At 58.3% G+C, this 21,482-nt stretch carries 12 protein-coding genes; 4 read left to right on the forward strand and 8 right to left on the reverse strand.

From position 1 onward, the window contains the following. Window positions 1–18 precede the first annotated feature (18 nt). The 6 genes from ONB25_04170 to ONB25_04195 form a co-directional block, all read right to left on the reverse strand. Window positions 19–594, reverse strand: a complete 576-nt coding sequence (locus tag ONB25_04170; GenBank protein MDZ7392087.1) for a hypothetical protein — start codon at window positions 592–594, stop codon at window positions 19–21. Between the two features lie 87 nt (window positions 595–681). After that, window positions 682–1,407: a hypothetical protein gene (locus tag ONB25_04175; GenBank protein MDZ7392088.1), complete on the reverse strand. Its 726-nt coding sequence runs from the start codon at window positions 1,405–1,407 to the stop codon at window positions 682–684. Window positions 1,408–1,503: 96 nt separating this feature from the next. Then, window positions 1,504–2,457 (reverse strand): PorV/PorQ family protein, encoded by a 954-nt coding sequence (locus ONB25_04180; protein ID MDZ7392089.1) that lies wholly within the window; start codon window positions 2,455–2,457, stop codon window positions 1,504–1,506. Window positions 2,458–2,465: 8 nt separating this feature from the next. Further along, the gene (locus ONB25_04185; protein ID MDZ7392090.1) at window positions 2,466–4,523 is read right to left on the reverse strand and encodes a hypothetical protein; all 2,058 of its coding nucleotides are present in this window, start codon (window positions 4,521–4,523) and stop codon (window positions 2,466–2,468) included. Between the two features lie 28 nt (window positions 4,524–4,551). Further along, window positions 4,552–7,455: a TonB-dependent receptor gene (locus ONB25_04190; GenBank protein ID MDZ7392091.1), complete on the reverse strand. Its 2,904-nt coding sequence runs from the start codon at window positions 7,453–7,455 to the stop codon at window positions 4,552–4,554. 269 nt (window positions 7,456–7,724) lie between these two features. Continuing rightward, window positions 7,725–9,656 carry an FAD-dependent oxidoreductase gene (locus tag ONB25_04195; protein MDZ7392092.1) on the reverse strand — a complete coding sequence of 644 codons (1,932 nt, stop codon included), beginning with the start codon at window positions 9,654–9,656 and terminating at the stop codon, window positions 7,725–7,727. Window positions 9,657–9,811: 155 nt separating this feature from the next. Here ONB25_04195 and ONB25_04200 point away from each other — a divergent pair, with 155 nt between their 5' ends. From ONB25_04200 to ONB25_04215, 4 genes are read left to right on the forward strand one after another with little or no spacing between them, the layout of a single operon-like run. Beyond that, the gene (locus ONB25_04200; GenBank protein MDZ7392093.1) at window positions 9,812–11,284 is read left to right on the forward strand and encodes a citrate transporter; all 1,473 of its coding nucleotides are present in this window, start codon (window positions 9,812–9,814) and stop codon (window positions 11,282–11,284) included. A gap of 17 nt (window positions 11,285–11,301) precedes the next feature. Beyond that, window positions 11,302–13,470: a hydantoinase gene (locus ONB25_04205; GenBank protein MDZ7392094.1), complete on the forward strand. Its 2,169-nt coding sequence runs from the start codon at window positions 11,302–11,304 to the stop codon at window positions 13,468–13,470. A gap of 5 nt (window positions 13,471–13,475) precedes the next feature. Continuing rightward, window positions 13,476–14,942, forward strand: coding sequence for a DUF5009 domain-containing protein (locus tag ONB25_04210; protein MDZ7392095.1), 1,467 nt, complete (start codon window positions 13,476–13,478; stop codon window positions 14,940–14,942). Between the two features lie 7 nt (window positions 14,943–14,949). Further along, on the forward strand, window positions 14,950–16,848 hold the full coding sequence (locus tag ONB25_04215) for a family 10 glycosylhydrolase (protein ID MDZ7392096.1): 1,899 nt from the start codon (window positions 14,950–14,952) through the stop codon (window positions 16,846–16,848). 319 nt (window positions 16,849–17,167) lie between these two features. Here the strand turns inward: ONB25_04215 and ONB25_04220 are convergent, their stop codons facing one another. Then, the gene (locus ONB25_04220; GenBank protein ID MDZ7392097.1) at window positions 17,168–18,778 is read right to left on the reverse strand and encodes a putative N-acetylmannosamine-6-phosphate 2-epimerase; all 1,611 of its coding nucleotides are present in this window, start codon (window positions 18,776–18,778) and stop codon (window positions 17,168–17,170) included. A gap of 7 nt (window positions 18,779–18,785) precedes the next feature. Next, window positions 18,786–21,269 (reverse strand): glycosyl transferase family 36, encoded by a 2,484-nt coding sequence (locus ONB25_04225; protein ID MDZ7392098.1) that lies wholly within the window; start codon window positions 21,267–21,269, stop codon window positions 18,786–18,788. Window positions 21,270–21,482: the final 213 nt, after the last annotated feature.

The raw sequence follows: 21,482 nt of genomic DNA on the forward strand, positions 1-21,482 counted from the left end.
TTACCTCCTGCTTCCCTTTCAGAAAAAGAAGCGTGCGCCGATAGAAGCGTTTATGGTCTGGAATCCAGATACGCCTTCAAGTTCGATGTGCGGTTGCATGGTAGGCCAAAGGTCTCCCAGCACTAGCCGATACCAGACTCGGGCCTCGAGCCCAACGCGGTGCCAAGCTGGTGTCTTTAGGCCCAGTCCCACACGCAGACCCCAGTTAGTGCTGTGCAGCTTACGCTCAGCGATAGCGGGCAGAAATGGCGTGACCGTAGAATCTGCTGGCACCGCACCACGCACACCTTTCCATTGGTACACACCACCTGACACCATGAGAAAAGGGAACATCGGCCCCCGCTGGGTAAACTGAAACTCCCCCACAACCAGCGCTGCCACATGCTCAAGCAACAATTCCAGCCTGCCTGCGGCATACCCACGAAGAGCTTCGCGGTCGTAGCGTGCAAGCTCCAGACCCCCTGCTACCGTCCAATGCTCATCGAGCCGCTGCCCGATCGCTATTTCCACATTGGGTGCCGGCAAGAACCATTGATGCAAGGAACCAACCGGCGCGGAGTAGCTCAGACAGGTCCCCGTGTGCCATTGTCCCACTTGCTGGCCCTGCGCGAGACCAGCAAATGACGCTACGAATAAGGCAACACATAGGGAACGGTGGGCACCAGGCATGAGGAACCTCTGTCAGTACTTGAAGGTCACAGAAACACCACCCACAACCTTTGCTTTCAACGGCAACCACCTGGCCCCGTGTTGAGACAGGCGTAGGCCCATGTACTGATCCCGAGGGAAATAGCGAATGTAAGCTACTTCACCCCCGATGTCTATAGCAGGCGTGAGACTCGCTCGCACGGCAAGCGACGGCGAGACGAAAAGACTTGCCCCTTTGCGGGTGGGCGCAAAGTGAAGGAGCCGATATCTGAACTCATAGTCGAGGTCAGCGGAGGTGGTATCCACATTGAATCGTTTCGTCCAATCCTCACGCATCTCCAACTCTCGGTAGAAGAGGTCTACGCCGATGGCACATCCTGCTCCCAAGCTCCATCGAGCGCTCACCGGAATCACCTGCTCCAAACCCACCAGCAAGCGCAACTCCTTGAGCTGCTGACTGGGATGAAACACTGCCGAATAAATGCTGTCCGCGCTTGTGTAGCGCAGCGTCTGATTGACACGCTGCGCCTTGGCCCCGGGAAGGAAATCAATGTAAGTCTTTTCCCAGTAGTCCCACTCCCACTCATCCAAAACATCCCTTTGCCGAAGCCAGAGGTAATCATACCCCACGCCGAGCTTTAGGTGAAGACCCCCACGCACACCGAACGCCATCTGCAAATCGCTTCCAATCCCGGCTGCACGCCGCGCCTTGTAGGTTGCAGTGTGACTCTGTATTGAGCCAGCCAGCCGCAGGCTCAAACCTCCCTCCTGCGCCCTGCCTGGGGCTGTGCTGCCCAAGGCAACCAGGCTCACAAACAAGATAGTCCGACCACCAGGGCAACGACGGCCCATTTGTCAAAACTCCACTGCTACCGAATACAGAAGCGCGGTGTTCAGACTTGCGTGTTCCATCCACGCAACGTCCAGCGCCAGACGCATCCCATACATTTTCTGACGCACGCCGCCGCCAAGGCAAAGTCCCTCGTCCGCATACCCAAACTTGTATCCGGCACGAACAACCCCTACCCCACCAAGGCCCCCCTCCAAGCCTACATGAAGCCGCTCGCTTGCGTCGTTGGGGTGAGCGGCCTCTGCCATAAGCGCAAGATAGTTGTCCCTTGCAGAAGAAGCCAGCACGTCTACCGCCAACCCCATGCGCAGCATCTGTGGCATCTTGAACTTTTCCTCGGCATACTTGCTGTCCAAGCCAAAATTGTGGAGCGAGGCACCAATGCGCAAGGTGTGAAAACCGGTGTGGTACAGGAAACCAAGGTCGGCCACCACATTGTCTGCACTGTATACGTCGATCGTTTCCCGCACATACTTGATCGTGCCCCCAAAGCTAAACTTGTCAGTGAGGGCACGCGCATAAGTAAAGCCCACCGCATAAGCACCGGCGGAATAGGTTCCCAAACTGATGTAGGAACCCGCCTGGTCAGCAGTCGGGTTAGTGGTACGCTCCATCTTGCCAAAATCGAAATGGCGCACATGGAAACCGATGGTACCGAACTTACCCCGCCCCCAGGTCACCGCCACCCCCTGCAGCGTAGTCCCCACGTACCAGGAGGTGTGGGCCAGGTGCAGTTCCCAACGGGCATCCTGCCAGGCAACGGCAGAAGGATTGCAATAAATGCCTTCCGCGCCGGCATCGGAGAGGGCCGAGCCTGCTTCGCCAAGCGCCAACACTCTGGCGGAGACTGGCACTTCAAGAAAGGTAAAACCGGTGGTGCCGATCTTTTCGAACTCTTGCGCCGTTGCGGCGACACAACCAACCACCCACAGCACCAGTGTCCATTTTGCACCCGGCATGGGAACCCTCAGTTGATGATGGCGAACTTGCCCCACTTCACTTCACCGTGCTTGTTTGTCACCTGGAAGAAGTACATGCCGCTCTTCACGTACTGACCATAGTCGCTGATTTGGTTCCAGAAAGCGACGCCCGAGGAAGGGTCGGCGTGATGGATCGTCTTCACCAGGTCTCCACGTACAGTAAAAATTTTGATGGTACACTCCTCCGAGAGGTTCACAAATTGAATCAGCTTAACGTCTCCGGCAAGCTCGAATCCGGAGCTACGATAGAAGGGATTGGGCACCACCGTCACCCGGTCAAGTCGCTTCTCTGTTGGGCGAAGCGTAGTGTAGAAAGGTTCGCGCATGCGATTGGCAAAAATGGAGGATTCCAACGGCGGTACTTCGTAACTGGGGTCCACAGCCCATGCGGGCCAGCCGTGGTCGTAGCACGTCACCGAATAGTAGAAGGCATAGCCCAACGCTACGTCCTCATCCAGGTAGATGTAGCGCTGAGAGTCAGCGTTGAAGAAATGCGGGTCTCCCACTGGAATGTCCGCCAGCATCTTCCATGGACCAAATGGGTAGCGGCCCGAGCGATAGATGCGATATCCGGCAACGTCGGGCACTCCCTGGTGAGGATCAGGAATGGACTCCACCTCTGCGCCAAAGGAAATGACGTTGCCCACGCGGCCACCTTCTTGCACAGGGTAGACGATGAATCGTGGTGCCGGCGGTGGCATAGGTACAGTGTAGTGATGCAGATAGTTGAAGCTCACCCGTTGCTCGAGGTACGCGATTGCTGAATCGCCGGCAGCGCGGAGGTTGTCGGGTGTGAACTGGCTGCTCTCTGTTTGCTCATAGGGCATGCCACCTACAAACTCTGCCACTACCACTCGGATAGAATCCCCTCGGCTCAAGTAGTAGGGCCCGAGTGAGAAGTTGGCATACAGCCGATTCTGCCCCATACGCGGGTCAGCGGGGTCGTCGAACGCCTCGGAGAGAAGCAGTGGATTGGCCATTGCCGCATACTTGCTGGGCAGGCCCGCTACTCCTAGAAATGGCCCTGAGTGGTCGTTGGTGGGCGGAGCCGCAGACCACGCAAAGCCATTGATACGGTTGGCTTGCCCAGTGCTGTCCGGGGACACATGCAGGAACTTGATGCCGATGAAGCCCGGCGCGAGAAAACGCGAGCTGACCACTGAACGACCTTGCACCGGATCATAGACTCGTTCTTGCAGAAAATCGAAGGATTCGTCACTGCCGAGTGTGGGGGTGAAGTCGCCCGCCCAGGCCACCAGAAGACGCCGCTCCGGGGCCCAACGACTGTGAGTGTTGCGCGCGCCTTCAGGGAAGTTAGGAAACCTCAACGCCCACCCGCGATGGTTAGGAGAAAGGGCATAGGTAAAAAGCAGGTACACTCCTGGCAAACCCTTCCGCCGCTGGGTGTTCTTGACCACGTATTCGACGATCACATAGTCCTCGTCGGCGCGCGAGCCTGACCACTGCCGCACTGTTCGCCGCACCAGCACCGGCATGTTCTGATTATCCCACGGTTGGTACCAGGCCCCGTTCATCTCCCACTGGGTGTCAATTACCTCCTCTGCCTCGAAGGGGTCCGACTGTAACCAATAATTGCCATCTTTCCATCGCTTGCGATGAATGTACTTGCCCCTGCTGTCCTTGCTGATCAGATACCGGAATTGATCCCCTTCAATGCCCACATCGGTACCGTGAGTTGCGAAATTATCCCACCCCCACACCGTCCCTGTATCTGTCTTCGCCGTCAGAAAGAATCCTCCTGCCAACAGGTAGGTGTGGTGGCCACCAATATTCTGCTTTATCTCCTCGCTCGCAAAACCGGGCCAGTCCAAACCATATGTCTTTCTACTCCAGTCGGCCATCGGTTCGCATTCTTGTGATAGGTAGAACGAGTGCCACAACCGCCCGCGGGTCAACTCGATAGTGTAGGGGTTACTCTGGGCTTGCACTGAGGTGGGCAAAGACGCCACGGCGAGTACCAGCAGGGCACATGGCCACAGCTTACCAGCTACACGCCGTACAATGTTCAGTTTTCCTGGCGACACGGCGCTACAACATTTCCTTGGATTGAGCTCAGAACCTTATGCCCGCATACACGAACACTTGGCGGGGGATATTCCGGTACACTTGGAAATAGTTGTACCGACGCACATCCCGATCAGGGGCGTCGTCAGCGTCAGCGTAGGTCACACTTCTCAGTACCCAGCGGTTCAACTCCTCCGAATCAGAAATCGGCGTCAAATGCTGGTTGTCAAAAAGATTCAGTACCCGCAGGCCAAGCGTGACAGCCAGCGGACCGAGGGTAACCTGCTTTTCCGCACGAAGGTCAGTCTGCGACTCGCTAGGGTAACGACGGTTCGACTCCACAATGTGTTCGTACTGATATGTGGGTGACCAATAGTAGGGTAGGCCGCTCCGGACCATAACGACGAGCCCTATTGACGTCTGAGCAAGAGGATACACGCCAAACAGACGCGGACCGCTTCCGGAAGGGAGCGTGTAAGTCAATGCCCCGCTTAACCGGTGCGTGCGGTCCTCCGGAGAAAGGTAATCGCTCGCCGAATAGCTGTATTTCTGCTCGAGCTCCGGAGTCATGTCCGGTGCTTGAAGGTAAACCCCATGGTAGCCGTAGTTGCTTTGGCTGAGCGTATACGAGAGACGATAACTCCACCTTCCTGTTGGGCGATTCGCGAAACTCACCTCCACACCACGCGCACTTCCGTAGCCGCTGTTCTCGTAGCTGATGTAGCTCCCCTTGAGGTCCCCGGGTTTATTCTGGCTCCCGGTACTGGCCTTGATGTACACTGGTGCAATTTGGTACTTAAGATCGTTGTAGTAGGTTACAACGTCCAACTGGTGCGTATCCCATAAATTCTGCTGCACGCCCACTTCGTAGTTGATGCTCAGTTTCGGCTTTAGGTTCGGGTTCCCGTAGCTACCCCAGCCATTGTAGGTCTGATTGTCCAGTGCTTGATTGATAGTGGGCATTGAACGGAAATGGCCGTATTGGATGCGGAAAGCCGTCCGGTCGCCGATGGGAAAGGAAATGCCCGCGCGGGGCGACAGCGAGACAAAGGTTCTTGAGCGCTCCCAGGCGGGGGTACCAATGCTTGGACTGCCGAGGGCAGGATAGAACACATTGTACTTGTCCTTGGGGACATCTGCGCCAAAATTGTAAGCGTCTATTCGCATGCCGATGTTTGCCACCATACCGGCAAATTCCAGTTTATCTTGGACGTATGCCGCGGCGTACCAGGTCTTGGCTTTGTAGTTGGTGGCAAACCCCGTGCGCCAAATAAAGGCCGCCACGCAGAGCGAGGAGGAGGCATTGTAGTCCTGGTCCATGAGCCATGCCTCTACACCTGCCTTGAAAAGGTTAGTCGTACGAAACTGCCGCGTGAGGTTGAGGCGCGCTTCGTAATAGCGCGTGAGGGAGGCTTGGTTGTAAAGGCTTGACCACGTGTAGTACTCGCGGTACTTCTCGTTCCACGGCCCACGGTCCTCGAGCTGGCGATCCGCCGGATTCGGATGAAGCTGCACGTCTTTGTCTATCCCCGGAGTGGGCGTCTGGTATGCATAGAGGATCTCATTCTGGTAGGTGAAGGTCGCCTCCAAGAAGGCGCGAGACGAAAAAATGTGCTTGTAGTTGAGGCTCTGGGCGAAGACCGATTCTTCCCGCGGGGAATCGTAGATGAGCGTGTACTTGCGCTTGGCACCATAGCTGCCCCACAAACCGGCCCATCGTACGTCCTCCGAACCAGAACCCATGCCCCCATAGAAATGCTGATAGAGCGTGGTAAACCTGAAATTGTGCTGCGAATTTGGTTTGAAGGCAAGGACAATGGAATAGTTTGCAAGGCGCTGCACTTTCTCTCGGGTAGGCAAGCGCGTCGGGTTGTTCTTCAACTCACCCGTGAGGAAGAAACTCATCTTGTTTGCTTCCTTACCCAGTGGCCCCCCGAAGCTGAAGAGGTACCGCGTGTAGGGGTATTTGCGATAGTCATACACCCCAAGGATGTTGTCATCTGCAGGGGTGTGATTGCGCACCCAAAGCCTGTAGTTGCGCCGCGCCTCCTCGACGTTCACCCCGCCACTGGGGTCCTTGAATTGCGGCTCCTTCAACCAGTTCTCAAACACACCCCACTTGCGCCATTCGAACTGCTCCCGGGAATAGAGGTAGTCCCCCCAGTGGTACTGACCAGGCGGGCGATACTCCACCTGCAAAGCACCGGAAAAGCGCGATCCGCCTTCTTTGGTCACGACCTTCACCACGCCGGATTGTGCGTTGCCATACTCGGCGTTGAAACCACCCGTAATCACTTCCATCTGGGCAACGGCCAGCGGGTTGATATCGTACTTCCAGCTGTTTTCTGACTTGCCCCCCGTGCCGTAAGCAGGTACTCCCGTGTTCGTCACCATGCTGGTGATGCCGTTCACGGAGTAATTAATCTCGTAGGCACCTCCCCCGCGGATGCTGATCGTGCCATCGGGATTGCGACTTATGCCTGGAGCCAGCTCTAGGACATTGCGTAACCCCTCAACGGGAAGTGTCTGCACCTCGCGTGAGTCGTAGTGGACTCCGCTTGCCGTTTTATCGGCCTCGACAATCGGCCTCTCTGCGGTTACGGTCACTGACCGACCCAGGTCCAGCACCGTGGGGATCAGCTTCACGTCCACACGCGCCGTGCGGTCGATCCTGACCTCGACGCCCTCAACGGTGACCTTCGCATATCCGAGATAGAATACTTGCAGTTTGTGGCGTCCGGGGGGAACATTGAGGATGACATACCAACCCTTCGCATCGGTGGCAGCGCCCAAGTACGTACCTGCCACGACCACGTTGGCCCCCACCAACACCTGACCCGTTTCGGCATCTACCACCTGTCCGGTGATCTTGCCCGTGAACTGGGCGTAGCTGGTCACCGAACCAAGCACAAGGCAGATGAAGCACAGGCTTCGTAGTCCGCGCCACACCATAGAAAGCTGCCAGGTTAGTAAGGACTTTTAACGATCCTAAGATAGGTCTTTCCTAGCAAATTGTCAAGCAAAATCTCCTGGGCGCTACAGATTTTTGTTCCTAAGAAGTGCTAAGGTGCGAAGCATTGTGCATTCTGGCACTCGTCGGGCGATTCTAGTGACTCTGTCTCACCCTGTGACCCAGCCCAGCCTGCAACGGAGGACTGCCGCGGCCTTCAGCAAAAACCTGCTGCGATTTCTCGTGGGGCGCGCGAGGACTACCTGATCGTCTAAGAGCGAGCCTCGGGGACTATTTGGACGGAAATGGAAGCGAAGGGATCGAAAACTGCATCGACAAGACCGGCAAACTCAGCGCGGGTAATCGGGTCTTCCAATCTCCGCCATGAAGAGAGAATATTCTCGGATAGCCACCTCCGTTCCCGCGCGACGGCAAGTGCGAGGCGAGTCTCCTTTTGCAGGCCGTAGAAGTCGGCCGCGCAACCAGTTACCGGAAGCGGCTCACCAGCCGCCTTCCACATGACCTGGAGCGCACCAGCCCGAGTCAGAATACGCTCCGTGGCAAAAGAGGATAGGACGGTGCTGGGGTCGGACTGAAGTGGAATATTAGCTATCGCCTCCTGAGCTACATCGAGCGGCACGGGCTCGTCGGGCAAGAAAAGGAACTGATTTGCCCAACCATCCGGCTTGGGTTTGCCGCGCATCAAACCACACACTGCTACCCGTTGCACTGCGGCGAAATAGGGGTGCGCGCCAGGACAGTCGGTGAAAGGCAGGAGGTAGCAATCATGATCCAGGAGCACTCTCTGCAAGGTACGCAGATGTAGCTGCCGGGGCTCGGACCGTTGAAGAACACATAGTGCAGCAGCCGCACCCGCAGCCTGCCCCACCAACATTACCACCGGTTGCAACCTTGTACACCCGTTCACCAGGTGGGTCACCGAAATCGTCTTTTCCGCTACCAGCAGCCCTTCTACTTCGCTGGGGACCAAGCACCCGTACGGCACGGCAAAAGCGGGGATTTGAGGGAATTGTTCCTCGATCTTGATCGGACAGCGACCATGGTGGTGGTCAAGCGGGTAGTCCCCTACCGCGACTGCTGTCTTGTAGAGAGGTCTGCGTGCATCGTTGTATGGGTCTACCAGGTCCAGGGTCGTCAAGCGGACCACGCCACGCAGTCGTCGCGTCTCGCGATTGTAAGGGATCAAAGGCAGGCGATCACGAGTTGGAAACTCATCGTCCGCTAGGCCTAGGTGCCGCCACCCAAGGGCCTTCTGAACAAAATGAATCCATCCCAACGTAATCCTTTTCGCCTGCTGAAGAAGGCGTTGGCGAGCGGCCCGTGGGAGTTCAACCACATTGAGGTAACAATCGTTGCCGTGGTGCGGCCAGTTAATCATGAACTTGTTGCAGGGCAGCCGACCGTAGCAGAGCATGCGCTCGCAGTCAGGCACATCGGTTTGTTCCCCGCCCAGCTCCCGGCATGTACCCAGGTAGAGCTGTTCATCGTAACCCTTGGGTGGCCTTACGCCACGACTCAAGGTCTGCCCATAGTCCTTCAGGATGGCTACGTACGTGAGGTCCTGGATGTAGGGATCAGGCACCTCGGGTGCGCCCGGTTCTTCCGTGTCCGAACGCGCGTCGCGTCCCACATCGTAGGCGCAGCCGGCACCTGCCAATACATCACCGTATTCGGTGGCATCAATGGTGATTGTGGCCAGCGCCGTCAATAGCTCACCGCGGTCATTTGCAAACCGTACCCCGCGCACGCGCCCCTGGGCGCACAGGACATCTGTCGGCCAGTACCCGTGCACCACTTTAATGTTCGGTTCGGCCGCCACCATATAGAAAAAAATCCTCTCTCCCACGTGAGGCTCAAAGCAGGTGTTACTGACCCACCCAGTGGCGACCCCCTCTGGGCCCCCGTAGTGGTCATAGAGGTGTGCGCGGAATTCGCCCCACAACCCAGAGGGCAGCATGTGATTGCCGTCTACCGCGCTCACTCCTGCAGCCGTCAGCATCCCCCCCAGCCAGGGAGTCTCTTCCACGAGGAGGACCTTCACCCCAAGCCGTGCGGCCTGGATGGCTGCGCACACCCCACCGGTACTGGCCCCCACCACCAAGACGTCTGTTTCCAGGCACCGTCTGCGTTCGGTATTGGAAAATCTTGTGTCTGGTTGCCTCACCTGTCCTACGCTTCGCACTCTGCACCTCGCTTGCTCGTCACTTCAATATACAAAAACGAGGCGCCCACGGCAACCGCTTTGCGCGGTCTACACTTTTTTTTCTGGCAAAATGCCAAGAAAGATGCTATATTTGGCCAGGCGGCTAGCGTCCAGGTAGACACCGAACGGGAGCAATGGAAACCATCAGGATTGGATGCATTCTCTTTCTTTTCATAGTCTTTGCCGGAGCAATGTTCTTGCGCAAGCTTCCTGCGCTCATCTGCCTGCCCTGTATGGCTTTCCTCATACCACTTGTCGCCGGAGTCAACATTGCGGACGTGGTCCAGCTCGTCGTAGGTGAGGGGGCGCTACGACTCCACAATGCCTACTCAGTCGCATTGTTCGGGAGCATGCTCAGCGTCTTGCTGCAAAAGACGGGCGTAGCCGACAGTCTCATCAAGAAAGGGGCAGAGCTGGCCGGCGATAGCCCGTTGGTTGTGGCCCTCACCATGCTCGGGCTCATCACGCTGTTGTTTACCACATTGGGCGGTTTGGGCGCGATCATTATGGTGGCAACGGTGGTGGTGCCAATCATGTCTTCGGTAGGACTGGGCCCGCTCACAGTCACCGGAGTCTTCCTCATGGGCATCAGCATGGGAGGCCTGCTGAACGCAGGCAATTGGGCGGTTTATCGCGATGTGTTGCAGCTGCCGGTCGACAAGATCCGTTCCTTTGCGCTTGTCATGTTTTGCCTCACCAGCTTGGTGGGTTTGGCCTATACCGTTGTCCAGCTGTACCGCGAAGGGCACGAGTTCGGAAGACGCAGGGCGCTTGTCGCTGTCGGTGCCCTTTCTCTCATAGTAGGGATAGGCGCTGGTTGGCACTGGCTCCCGCTTCCTCAACGTGTCTCGATACTTAATCTCTTGCGCGCAGTCGGCGGGGCCCTTGAGTTCCTCATCGGTGGCTTAATGGCGCTCGCTTTCGCCACCGGGCTATGGAGACTTCGTCGCGCTCGGCATACAACAGGTCTGGCGCCTTTTTGGGGTGCCTACATTTCTCCATTGGTTCCCCTCCTTTTGATCCTCTTGTTCAACGCCAACTTCATTTCTGCCTTTGTGTGCGGACTAGTGTACACGTTCGTGTGTGCTTATCGGCCTGGTTCTGTCAATGTGCTGGTGCGCAGTGTGCTTGAGGGAGGGGCAGTGGTCATGCCTGCGGTGGCGCTGATGCTTGGCATTGGTATGCTGCTGAATGCTATCGTGGGGCCGGCCGGCGCATGGCAGGTGCACCAGGGGGGCGAGTGGCCTGTGCTGGCCCTGTTGCGGCCTTACATGACGCGCCTGGTCCCTTCCTCACCGGCAGCCTATGTGCTGTTTTTCGGTTTGGCTGCACCCCTTGCCTTGTATCGGGGTCCGCTGAACGTCTGGGGAATGGGCTATGGGCTTGCCGCGGCATTTCTTGCCAGCGGCATGTCATCAGGTGCGATTATGGGCGTCCTGATGGCTGTGGGGCAAGTACAGGGCATTAGCGACCCCACTAACACGCACAATGTTTGGCTTGCCAATCACATGGGGCAGGACGTACAGAAGGTGTTGTGGAACACCATCCCCTACTCGTGGGGTGCGGCTTGGCTTGGGCTGCTGGCAGCAAGTGTGCGGTTCATGTAGAGTGAGCACGACCCGCTATGCGGCGCAGGCGCAGGATCAAGATCGGCATCGATGTTGGCGGCACATTCACCCATGCAGTAGCCGTGGATACCGCTGACTTTCAGCTGGTAGGAAAGGCCTGCGTGCCCACTACACACCAGGCCCAGGAGGGTGTGGCCAAAGGGGTAGTGGAGTCATTGGAACGGCTGATGTCCACTGCCACTATCGACCCCGCTGAGGTTGTCCTCATTGCTCACTCGACTACACAGGCCACCAATGCGCTGCTGGAGGGAGATGTGGCGCATGTGGGGATTGTGGGCATGGGGAAGGGGCTGGAAGGACGCGTTGCGGCTCGCCAGACGCGCGTGGACCGCATCCTTTTGGCGCCGGGAAAGTACCTCCCGGTCAGCCATGTCTACTTGGAGGTATCCACGCCCCTTGACCCTGGCATAGTAGGACAGGCGATAAAAAGGCTGGCCGCTCAGGGGGCGACCGTTATTGTGGCCAGCGAAGCCTTTGGCGTAGATGACCCGCGCAACGAGGAATTGGTGGTGCGCGTGGCACAACAGATGGGCTACCTTGCCACCGCCGCAAGTCACATCTCGCAGCTCTATGGCTTGCGGATACGCACGCGCACCGCGGTCATCAATGCCAGCATGATGCCGGTGATGCTGGAAACCGCACGCATGACCGAAGATGCCTTGCGCCGAACCGGCATCAAGGCCCCACTCATGATCATGCGCTCCGACGGCGGCATCATGGACGTCAACGAGATGCGCCGCCGTCCGATTCTCACCATGCTCTCTGGTCCGGCAGCCGGGGTGGCGGCAGCTTTAATGTACATGCACATCTCCGACGGCATATTCATGGAGGTCGGAGGGACTTCCACCGATATTTCCGTGATCAAGAACGGGAAGCCGCAGGTAAGAAGCGCCGAGGTGGGCGGCAACAGGCTTTACGTCCGCACTTTGGACGTGCGAACGGTGGGCATCGGCGGCGGTTCCATGCCACGCCTGCGCGGCAAAGAGATAATCGATGTGGGACCGCGCAGTGCGCATATTGCTGGCCTGCAGTACGTCGCTTTTGCCGAAGAAGACGACTGGGACGACATCGAGCTGCAGAGAATTCGCCCGCGTCCCGGCGACCCGGACGACTACCTCGCGGTACGCAGGAAAGAGCAGTCACAGGCTCAGTGCACGGTGACCACCACGGGCGCGGCATATCTCTTGGGCCTGGTGCCGGCGGGCCATGAGGTTTCCACGAATGCGCGCGCACTACAGTCATTCTTCGCCGCCTTCTCGCGTCACATGCAGACTGACGCCACACAACTTGCCAGGCGAATACTCACTTTGGCGACCGACAAGATACTGCCAGTGGTGCGGCGCCTCATTCGCGAGTACAAGCTCAGCCCAGAGATCGTGCAGATTGTAGGGGGAGGAGGAGGCGCTCCAGTGCTCGTGCCTCTTGCAGCACAAAGGCTAGGGCTGCCCTACAGCATCGCACCAAATTGCGAAGTTGTCTCTGCGATTGGTGTGGCCCTCGGGATCATCCGCGACGTGGTGGAACGTACAGTACTGAATCCCACCGAAGCGGACCTCATCGCCATTCGTCAGGAAGCCGTGCGCTCAGTGGAAGCCATGGGCGCGGTGCCAGAAACCATTGAAGTGAGCGTCGAAGTTGACATGCGCAGCAAACGCGTGACCGCGGTGGCTACAGGGCAAAGCGAGTTTCGCGCCCGCACATTGGGCATGCGTCGTCTCACTGATGAGGAACTGCGCGAAGTGGCCGCCCGTTCAATGCGTCTCCCTTCGGCGCAGGTGGAACTCTGCGCGAGGACTCCATTTCTGGCCGTGTTTGTCGGACACCGAAGTACAGGGCGCTTGTTGGGGTTGCTTCGCAAAGAAAGCAACCCCGTCCGGGTGCTGAATCACGAAGGCGTAATTCGCCTGCAGCTTCCGGACTGTGCAGCAGTTACGGCAACAACCTCACGGGAGGCCAAGCCGGCGATTGGAAGACTGGTAGAGAGCCTGACAACGTACGGGGACGCCGGTGGACTCGTCCCGGAACTGTACGTTCTCCTCTCTGCCAAGATCATCGACATGACTGGTCTGGTGCAGGAATCGCATATCACCGCGGTACTGGAAATCGAGCTCCAGGGCATACCCCCGCAAGAGCCGGTGGCCATCATAGCCGCACGAAGGAGATAACCGCCATGAGCACACCCGTTGCCTTTGGCCCCGACACAAGGCACACGTCGGTGCCCCCCATGCTGGATGGCGGGCGCATCTTGCCTTTGGACGCGCTCCGCGGTCTTGCTATTTTGCTCATGGTGTTGTCCGGAGTTATCCCGTACGGCGTGCTGCCGGCTTGGATGTACCACGCACAACTCCCGCCTCCCTCCCACACTTTTGACCCCACCCGCGCGGGCTTGACGTGGGTGGACCTCGTGTTCCCGCTTTTTCTTTTTTCCATGGGAGCGGCCATCCCCCTGGCCTTGACGCGTCGCTTAGCAAAGAGGCCGCCGCTGTTAAAGGTGCTACTTGGCATAGCGGAACGTGGCTTTTTGTTGGCGTTTTTCGCCATCTTCCTTCGGCACGTCCGCCCCCATGTCCTGAACCCCCGTCCGACCGCCGGTACGTGGGGCATTGCCCTCGCGGGATTTGGGGTTATGTTCCTTCTTTTCACAAGACTTCCGGCGCGCTGGTCGTGGTGGCAGAAGCGCCTTGTCAGAGGCTTGGGCTGGTCAGCTGCGGTGGCACTCTTGGCCACGCTCCGTTACCCGGATGGGAGTGGGTTCTCTCTTCAGCGCAGCGACATCATTCTCCTTGTCCTTGCCAATGTGGCGGTGTCGGGCTCGCTTATCTGGTTGCTCACGCGCAATCATCTCCTTCTCCGGCTGGGGGTCCTTGGCGTCCTGCTGGCCCTCCGTCTGGCCTCGGCAGAGCCTGGATGGGTCAAGTGGTTATGGCAGGCAACACCAGCACCCTGGCTCTACAAGCTGTACTACCATCAGTACCTTTTTGTCGTTATTCCAGGCACAATAGCCGGCGACCTATGTGTCCGATGGGCAGAAGGGTTGCAGAAGGGGTCCGCCCGCGACGGCACGTGGGGAATCCCCCGCAGCGCTGGTCTGGTGGGAACAGCCCTCGGCCTGGTCGTTGTGGCACTGGTGGGGCTACAGGCCCGGTGGCTCTGGCAAACGACCCTCCTCAGTCTTGCGCTGTCCGGTGGAGCTCTCCATCTAAGCCGAAGGGCTTCTTCCGAGCATGAAGTGCTCGTCAAGCGGCTTCTCCTATGGGGAACCTACTGGTTGGTCCTTGGGCTGGTGTTCGAGCCGTATGAAGGAGGAATAAAGAAGGACCACTCCACGCTCAGCTACTACTTTCTCACCACAGGGCTGGCCTCCTTCTTGTTGACCGTCTTTATTGTCATCATTCACATGTGGCGCGGACGGCGCCTGGTCCAACTGCTTGTGGAAAACGGCCAAAACCCCATGCTCGCCTATGTGGGCGTAGCAAACGCAATCTGGCCGGTTTTTGGTCTCACAAGGGTCGATAGGCTTCTTACGGCCATTACGACCTCTCCCTGGCTAGGCTTTCTCCGGGGAGTGGGGTACACGCTCCTGCTGGCGCTCATGGTCGGCTGGTTGACCAGGCGACGTGTGTTCTGGCGCACATGAGGCGACGATGCGGAAAACTCTGACTTGTTTGTTGGTGCTTCTGCTTCCACTGATTGCCGCCACCCAAACGTTGCGGGAATTGCGGGCAGTCAAGCTCACCAATGTGGATAGCTACGTGCTGTTTGACGATGCGGAGATTGCCCGCGCCATGGACTTTCTGGCCACCCACGGTTTCAACGCAGTCCTGCCCGTAGTGTGGAATGGACATGGGGTGGATGGCGTCTATACGCTTTATCCCAGTCGAGTCATGGAGAGGGTCTTTGGCAGGCCCATGTATCCGCTCTTTTCGCCAGGCCGTGATCCCTTGGAGCGGGTGGTGATTGAGGCTCATCGAAACGGTATGGAGGTCTACCCGTGGTTCGAGATGGGCTTTTCCTGCTCCTACTCTCAGGCCGGGGGGTACATCCTGCGCGCGTTCCCAGAATGGGCCCTGCGAGACAACACCGGGGCGCTGGTAGTGAAAAACGGCTTCGACTGGATGTCGGGCATCAACCCTGAAGTGCAGGCTCTGCTTCTCTCCTTAGTAACCGAAATTGTAGACCGCTACGATGTAGACGGGGTCGAGTTTTCTGACCGAATCCCCGCCATGCCAGTTGAAGGAGGATATGACAGGGTCACTGCCCAGTTGTATGCACAGGAGCACGGAGGGAGCGCCCCGCCCTCGAACTGTCGCGAACCAGAATGGATGCGGTGGCGGGCGCAAAAGCTGACGGAATTCTACCGTGCCGTGCGCGACTCGGTAAAACGCCGGGGCCTGCATCTTATTGTCTCTTCAAGCCCTAGTGCGTACCCATGGGCGTACCAGGAATACCTGCAGGACCCGCCCACATGGCTCAACACCGGCATCATCGACAATGTCATTCCCCAGCTATACCGCTACACTTTTGCTGATTACCTGTATGAGCTGAACAGCGCTCTCAGCTACGTGCCTGCGGCAATGAGAGATCGCTTTTTCTCTGGGATCCTGATCTATCTGCGGGGAGAAAACTATCTGATCACCCCCGGATACTTGCTGCAAGCCATCAAGGCGAATCGGGCAGCGGGTGTGCGTGGAGAAGCGCTCTTTTTCTATGAGGGACTAAGGCAAAGCAATGGGCTGCTTGCCGATACACTGAGGTCAACCGTCTATTGCGATGCTGCGCAGCCGCCACGTGGCGAGGAGGGCGTTTGGCGTCCTCCTGCGCTCATTGTGCACGAAGACGGCACAACCGCTACACGTATCGGGACATGGGAGCCGACCAGTGCACCCGGATTCCGTGGCAAAGCGCTTTTTCATAGGGACACCTCCTACGCTGCCGTGGAATACGAATTCGATGTGCCGGTGAGTGCCTGGTACCATGTCTTTGCTTTCATTATCACCGGTACCTTGACTACCGACAGGGCGCGATTCACGGTCTACTCCGCACACGACACCTCGACCCACCTTCTTTCCCAGCGTGGTTACCTAAACGCGGGCTGGCGGAGACTATCTTCAGCTTACTTGAGTGCAGGGCGGCACACCGTGGTGAAGATCGACAACCACGATGTCCTGCCCGGTGACATCTTGGTTGCCGATGCAACGATGATCATGGTCGACCGCACGCGTTCGCCAGAGGCCGTGTTCACAGCTGTTTCTTCTTCCTCTCCGCAGGCCAGTGCTCCTCCCCGTGCGCTGCACCTTCGCGCCTATCCCAATCCAGTGCACGAGTCGGCAACGCTTTTCCTCCTGCTACATCAGGCCTCGGAGACGGATGTCAAGGTGTACGACCTTCTGGGAAGGTGCGTCCTCGAAATGCCGCCAGCGTATTTGCCATCGGGCCAACACACGCTCCGCGTGCGCATGGACGATCTGCCATCCGGTCTCTACTTCTGCCGGGTGCGAACGGTAAACGGTGGCGGGATAGCGAAGATACTACTCGCGAAGTAGGATACAGCGCCTTTCTCCCCCAAGCAACCAGTGGAGTCCCCTAAACTCCCAAGAAGTTTACGGTAAGACCTTCCAACATCCGAGCACCATGGCCTGGGGGATTTTCGCCGTGTACCACGTTCTGGAAGCTGAGGCGATACGTGGAGCCATGGACATCAGCCCAGTCTGATCGCGCCGTGCCAGGCCTGACCGTCCTCATTCTTGAGACTGCAGACGGCCTGATCGCCTCGCGTCAACCCGAAGGAGGGCCTGACACCCGCCTTCACCACTATTACTCACCCCACGATTCTCTTGCCGCATTGGATGACCAAACGAATTCTCATACAAAACGCAGCAGTGCAAGTTGGGCGGCTCCCACGGCACCAGCGCGGTTGCCAAGGCGGGCACAGCTAAGGGGCGGGCAGTCCCCAATACGTGCGCGCAACCTCTCCAATAGGTATTCGCCCGTCGCAGAAAGCTCTCCACCAATCACGATCATCTGCGGGTCGATGGTATTGATCAGACTGGTGAGCCCATAGGCTAAATAGTCCAGTTGTTCTTCGAACAGGGCAACAACATGCGGTTCTTGTGCGCGCAGCAGATCAAGCAGGTCCTCAGCAGAAGGTTCTTTGTCCCTCGGAATCGTGATGATGCCGTTTCGCGCCAGACGTACGGCTTGCTGCGCCAACAGCCTTCTGGAGACATAGGCCTCCAGGCAGCCACGAGCACCGCAACGGCATCTTCGGCCGCCGTATCGCACCCCCACATGGCCAATTTCGGCAGCATTGACCCCGCGCAGCAAACGGCCTTCGATGACTATTCCACCCCCCACGCCGGTGCCGATGGTGACCATGGCAAAGCGAGAGGGTCGCGGCGCGGGCAAAAGCTGGTATTCGGCATAGGCCGCTGCGTTGGTGTCATTCTCAACATGGACGGGCAGGCCGACCTCGCGACTCAGCTCCCGGCCCAGGGGGTATCCAACGTAGTCGGGCGCCAATGGCACGCCTCCCACGACTGCTCCCTGCTCCGCGTCCACTCGTCCGCTGGCTGCAAGCCCCACGACGCAGGGGCACACACCTGCAGCCTGGAGCACCTCGCGCACGGCATTGGCCAGCGCCTTGACCACAGCGCTCGTCCCTGATTTCCAAGGTGTGGAGAACATACGTTCGTGGTGCAGAGGGCCTGTAAGGCCTGCGATCCCCACCAACGTCCGCGTCCCACCCAGGTCGATGCCTACTGCCATGGCGCGCAGACGCGCCTGGTGCCGAGCCAGCGCCTGGGCAATGCGCCTTGTTATGGCCGCAGGTCGAGTGATCGCCGTGCCCACGACGACGGCAAACGCCCCGCAAGCGAGCGCATGCACAGCCTGTTCCGGGCTCCAGATTCTGCCCTCTGCAATTACCGGTATGTCCGCGGGAAGCCGCTCGCGCAGAGCCGCTACCAACTCCAGATCGGGCAAATCGGGTGCTGCCGTCTCATTCGTGTACCCTGACAACGTGGTGCCCACGATGTCGAACCCGAGGGCCGCAGCGGCAAGGCCTTCCTCCAGCGACGACACATCGGCCATTAGCACAGCGCCCCTCGCCTTGAGTTCCGCCACAATGTGCGATAGGGGCTGCCCCCTGGGCCTGACGCGCGCGGTCGCGTCGAGGGCGATCACATCGGCACCCGCGTGAGCCACCTCAAGAGCATCCTCGAGCGTAGGGGTGATGTAAACCCGCGAATCGGGATACCGTCTCTTGCGCAGGCCTATCACCGGCAACTCTACGGCTGCCTTGATCGCGCGAATGTTTGCCGGCCCCTCAGCACGAATGGCAGCCGCGCCTCCGGCAGCAGCTGCTTTTGCCATTGCCGCCATCATGGCAGGCTCATCCAGCGGGTCTCCGGGGTCGGCCTGGCAGGAGACGATGAGGCCCCCACGGATGGCAGAAAGAAAGCTCTCCCTCGTCATGCTGCGCTCATTGTCTGCGTCGGTCCCCCGCTGGCAGATGGCCGAGCCTCACGCGCACCGGCACCCGCTCCTTTTGGCAAAGCATCTCCACTACCTGCTCGTGGCCAAAATCGATGAGATTCCCACTCAGAGGCTTCCCTGCAACCTCCACCTCGAGTACTCCGCTGTTCACGTGGTCGGGGTTGAGCACCTCGACGTCAAGCAGATAGCCGCGGAACCTCCTCTGCACCCGAAAACTGGCCCATCCAGCAGGGACGCAAGGGTCAATGAGCAGACCCTGATACGTGGGCCGCACGCCGAGGATATAGTCGAGCACGTCGCGAAGCATCCAGGCCGAGGACCCCGTAAGCCAGGAATGACTTGCCTGACCATAGGTGGGATGATCGGGGCTGGTCACATACTCCGCGTAGACATACGGCTCTATCTCGTAGCGATCGATATCCACCACCGGGTTCATGGGCAAAGCGCGTTTGTAGAGGTCAAAGGCACGCTCTGCCCTGCCGAGAATGCATTCGGCCAGTATCGCCCAGCTCACCGTGTGATTGAAAACGCTACCGTTTTCCTTTTTTCCCGCCACGCAGCGCGTGGCAAGCCCTATGTGCGGGTCAATCGTTCGATAGGGGGGGTGCAAAATCTTCGGCCCCTTTGGGGTGTCCAAATGCACGCGTACGGCCTCCATGCACTGCAGGGCGCGCTCCCTCGGCGCAACGCCGCTAATCACTGCCCAAGACTGGGTGTTCAGGAAGATGCGGCCTTCTCGGTTTCGTGCTGAGCCTATCACCTCGCCCCAGTCGTTCGTGCCCCGAATATACCACTCCCCGTCCCAGCAGTGTTGGTTGATAGCTTCACAAAGTCGTTCGTAAGCCTGCTCGTAGCCCAAAGCATCTTCTCTCCTGCCAACAAATCGCAGCAGTTCCACAATCTCTTTGAGGACGTAAGCCAAGAACATACTCACCCACACACTCTCCCCTTTCCCCGCGCGGCCCAAATAGTCGAGAGTGTCGTTCCAGTCACCGGGGCCGAATTTGGCCAAGCCCCGAGGCGAAAGGTTGGACAGCACATAGTCCACTGCCAGGAGCGCGTGTCGCAGAACCGAGGCAGAGCTTTGGTCGGCAAAAGGCACGGCCACATCCAGCAGGGTAAAGTCAGCAGTCTCCTTGAGGTACTGCGCCACGGCGAAGGGCAGCCACAGGGGTGTATCCGCATGGCCGGTCCGCTCGCCCGTGCCTGTGCCGGGGAAGATCAAGTGAAAGGCACTCCCATCGGCGAACTGAGCGCGACACATCTCCAGGAGCCGCTCGCGCACCCACGCCGGTCGGGCAATGACCGGACCCAGCGTGTCCTGGCACGAATCCCTGAACCCCCTCCCAAACAGCAACCCGCCGTGATAGTAAGAGGCATCCCGCGAGAAACGGAAAGTCACGGAAGTTTGGTACTGGTTCCAAACGTTCACCATAGTGTTGAGGTCATCATCCGGGGTAAAGACTTGGACAGCGCTCAGATAGTCCTGCCACTCCTCAATCACCCGCTGAAACTCGGCCTTTACCACTTTCACGTCACGGTATTTGTGCACCAGGGCGGCACCTGCGCGCAAGTAATCCTGCTTGGGGACCACACCCAACAGTACCACGAACTCCCGTTCCTCGTCGCCTTCAAGCATCAACTGGGTGTGCAGTGCGGCCACTGCATCGCCGGAGGTGATCTCCGAATTGTTGCATAGACCGCGTTCCACGGCCTCAGGATCGGCCTCTGAGCGCCAACGACCGATGAACAGGTCCTTGCTCCCGTCCCAGCCAATGACGGGTAAGGAAGAGGCAAAAAAAACAACCTTATCCCACTCCGCGTTGGTCTGCTTCACGGTGGGGCCGCCGTAGCGCACCCAATACCGCTTGGTTGCGTAAAGAATCTGTGCTTGCCTGTCGAAATGCACCTCGTTGAAATGTTGGTCGTTGGGCTGGTTAATCAAATCAACCAAAGCGTGGCCAAGGCAAAGCTCGACATACGCGAAGAGGTCCAATTCTCTTGCCGTCTTCTGACTGTTGCGGAGCACTACGTGCCATACTTCCAGATCGTCATCTGGAGGCACAAAATAGAGGAGCTGAGACTCGATACCCTGACACGCTGACACAATGCGCGTGTAGTACACCCCGTGGTGGCAGCGAAAGCTTTCCAGATTGCTCATTGTCGGCTGCCAAGTGGGCGACCAGTACTTCCCCGTCTTTCGATCGCGCACGTAGAGATAGCGCCCGGGTCGGTCGATGGGCAGGCTGTTGTAACGCCAACGCGTGATGCGATCATCCCTTGGCGAAGGGCAAAAACTAAAGCCCCCTCCTGTATGCGACACCAGTCCAGTGTAGCGCCCATTGGATATGTAGTTCACCCACGGTCTGGGGGTATCCGGCCGCGTGATGACAAATTCCTTCCGATCCTCGGAGAATGCACCGTACTTTTGCATGCCGCCTTTACCCTCCGAAACCTCAATCGCCCGCATCTATCTACCTTCATCGCTTCACATGGTCCATACAAGAGTTAGACAAGCGAGTCCGCCTGGGGAATCGGGTGGACACTATGATTTCGCAGAATCCTCCATACCATCGGACATCCGACCCGCCCTGCGGTCTGACCTCTCTTCGTTCCGCATCCGATGAGTAAAGATAGCCAACTGTGAAGAAAAAGCCAAAGGAAAAATTGCCCGGCATGGTCG

The organism is candidate division KSB1 bacterium (genome assembly GCA_034506335.1).
Classification (GTDB): domain Bacteria; phylum Zhuqueibacterota; class Zhuqueibacteria; order JANLFK01; family Oleimicrobiaceae; genus Oleimicrobium.

Coding starts and splice junctions, on each gene's coding strand:
- ONB25_04200 (MDZ7392093.1), top strand. CDS start 9,812: ATGGAAACCATCAGGATTGGATGCATTCTCTTTCTTTTCATAGTCTTT.
- ONB25_04220 (MDZ7392097.1), bottom strand. CDS start 18,778: ATGACGAGGGAGAGCTTTCTTTCTGCCATCCGTGGGGGCCTCATCGTC.
- ONB25_04210 (MDZ7392095.1), top strand. CDS start 13,476: ATGAGCACACCCGTTGCCTTTGGCCCCGACACAAGGCACACGTCGGTG.
- ONB25_04215 (MDZ7392096.1), top strand. CDS start 14,950: ATGCGGAAAACTCTGACTTGTTTGTTGGTGCTTCTGCTTCCACTGATT.
- ONB25_04180 (MDZ7392089.1), bottom strand. CDS start 2,457: ATGCCGGGTGCAAAATGGACACTGGTGCTGTGGGTGGTTGGTTGTGTC.
- ONB25_04225 (MDZ7392098.1), bottom strand. CDS start 21,269: ATGCGGGCGATTGAGGTTTCGGAGGGTAAAGGCGGCATGCAAAAGTAC.
- ONB25_04190 (MDZ7392091.1), bottom strand. CDS start 7,455: ATGGTGTGGCGCGGACTACGAAGCCTGTGCTTCATCTGCCTTGTGCTT.
- ONB25_04205 (MDZ7392094.1), top strand. CDS start 11,302: ATGCGGCGCAGGCGCAGGATCAAGATCGGCATCGATGTTGGCGGCACA.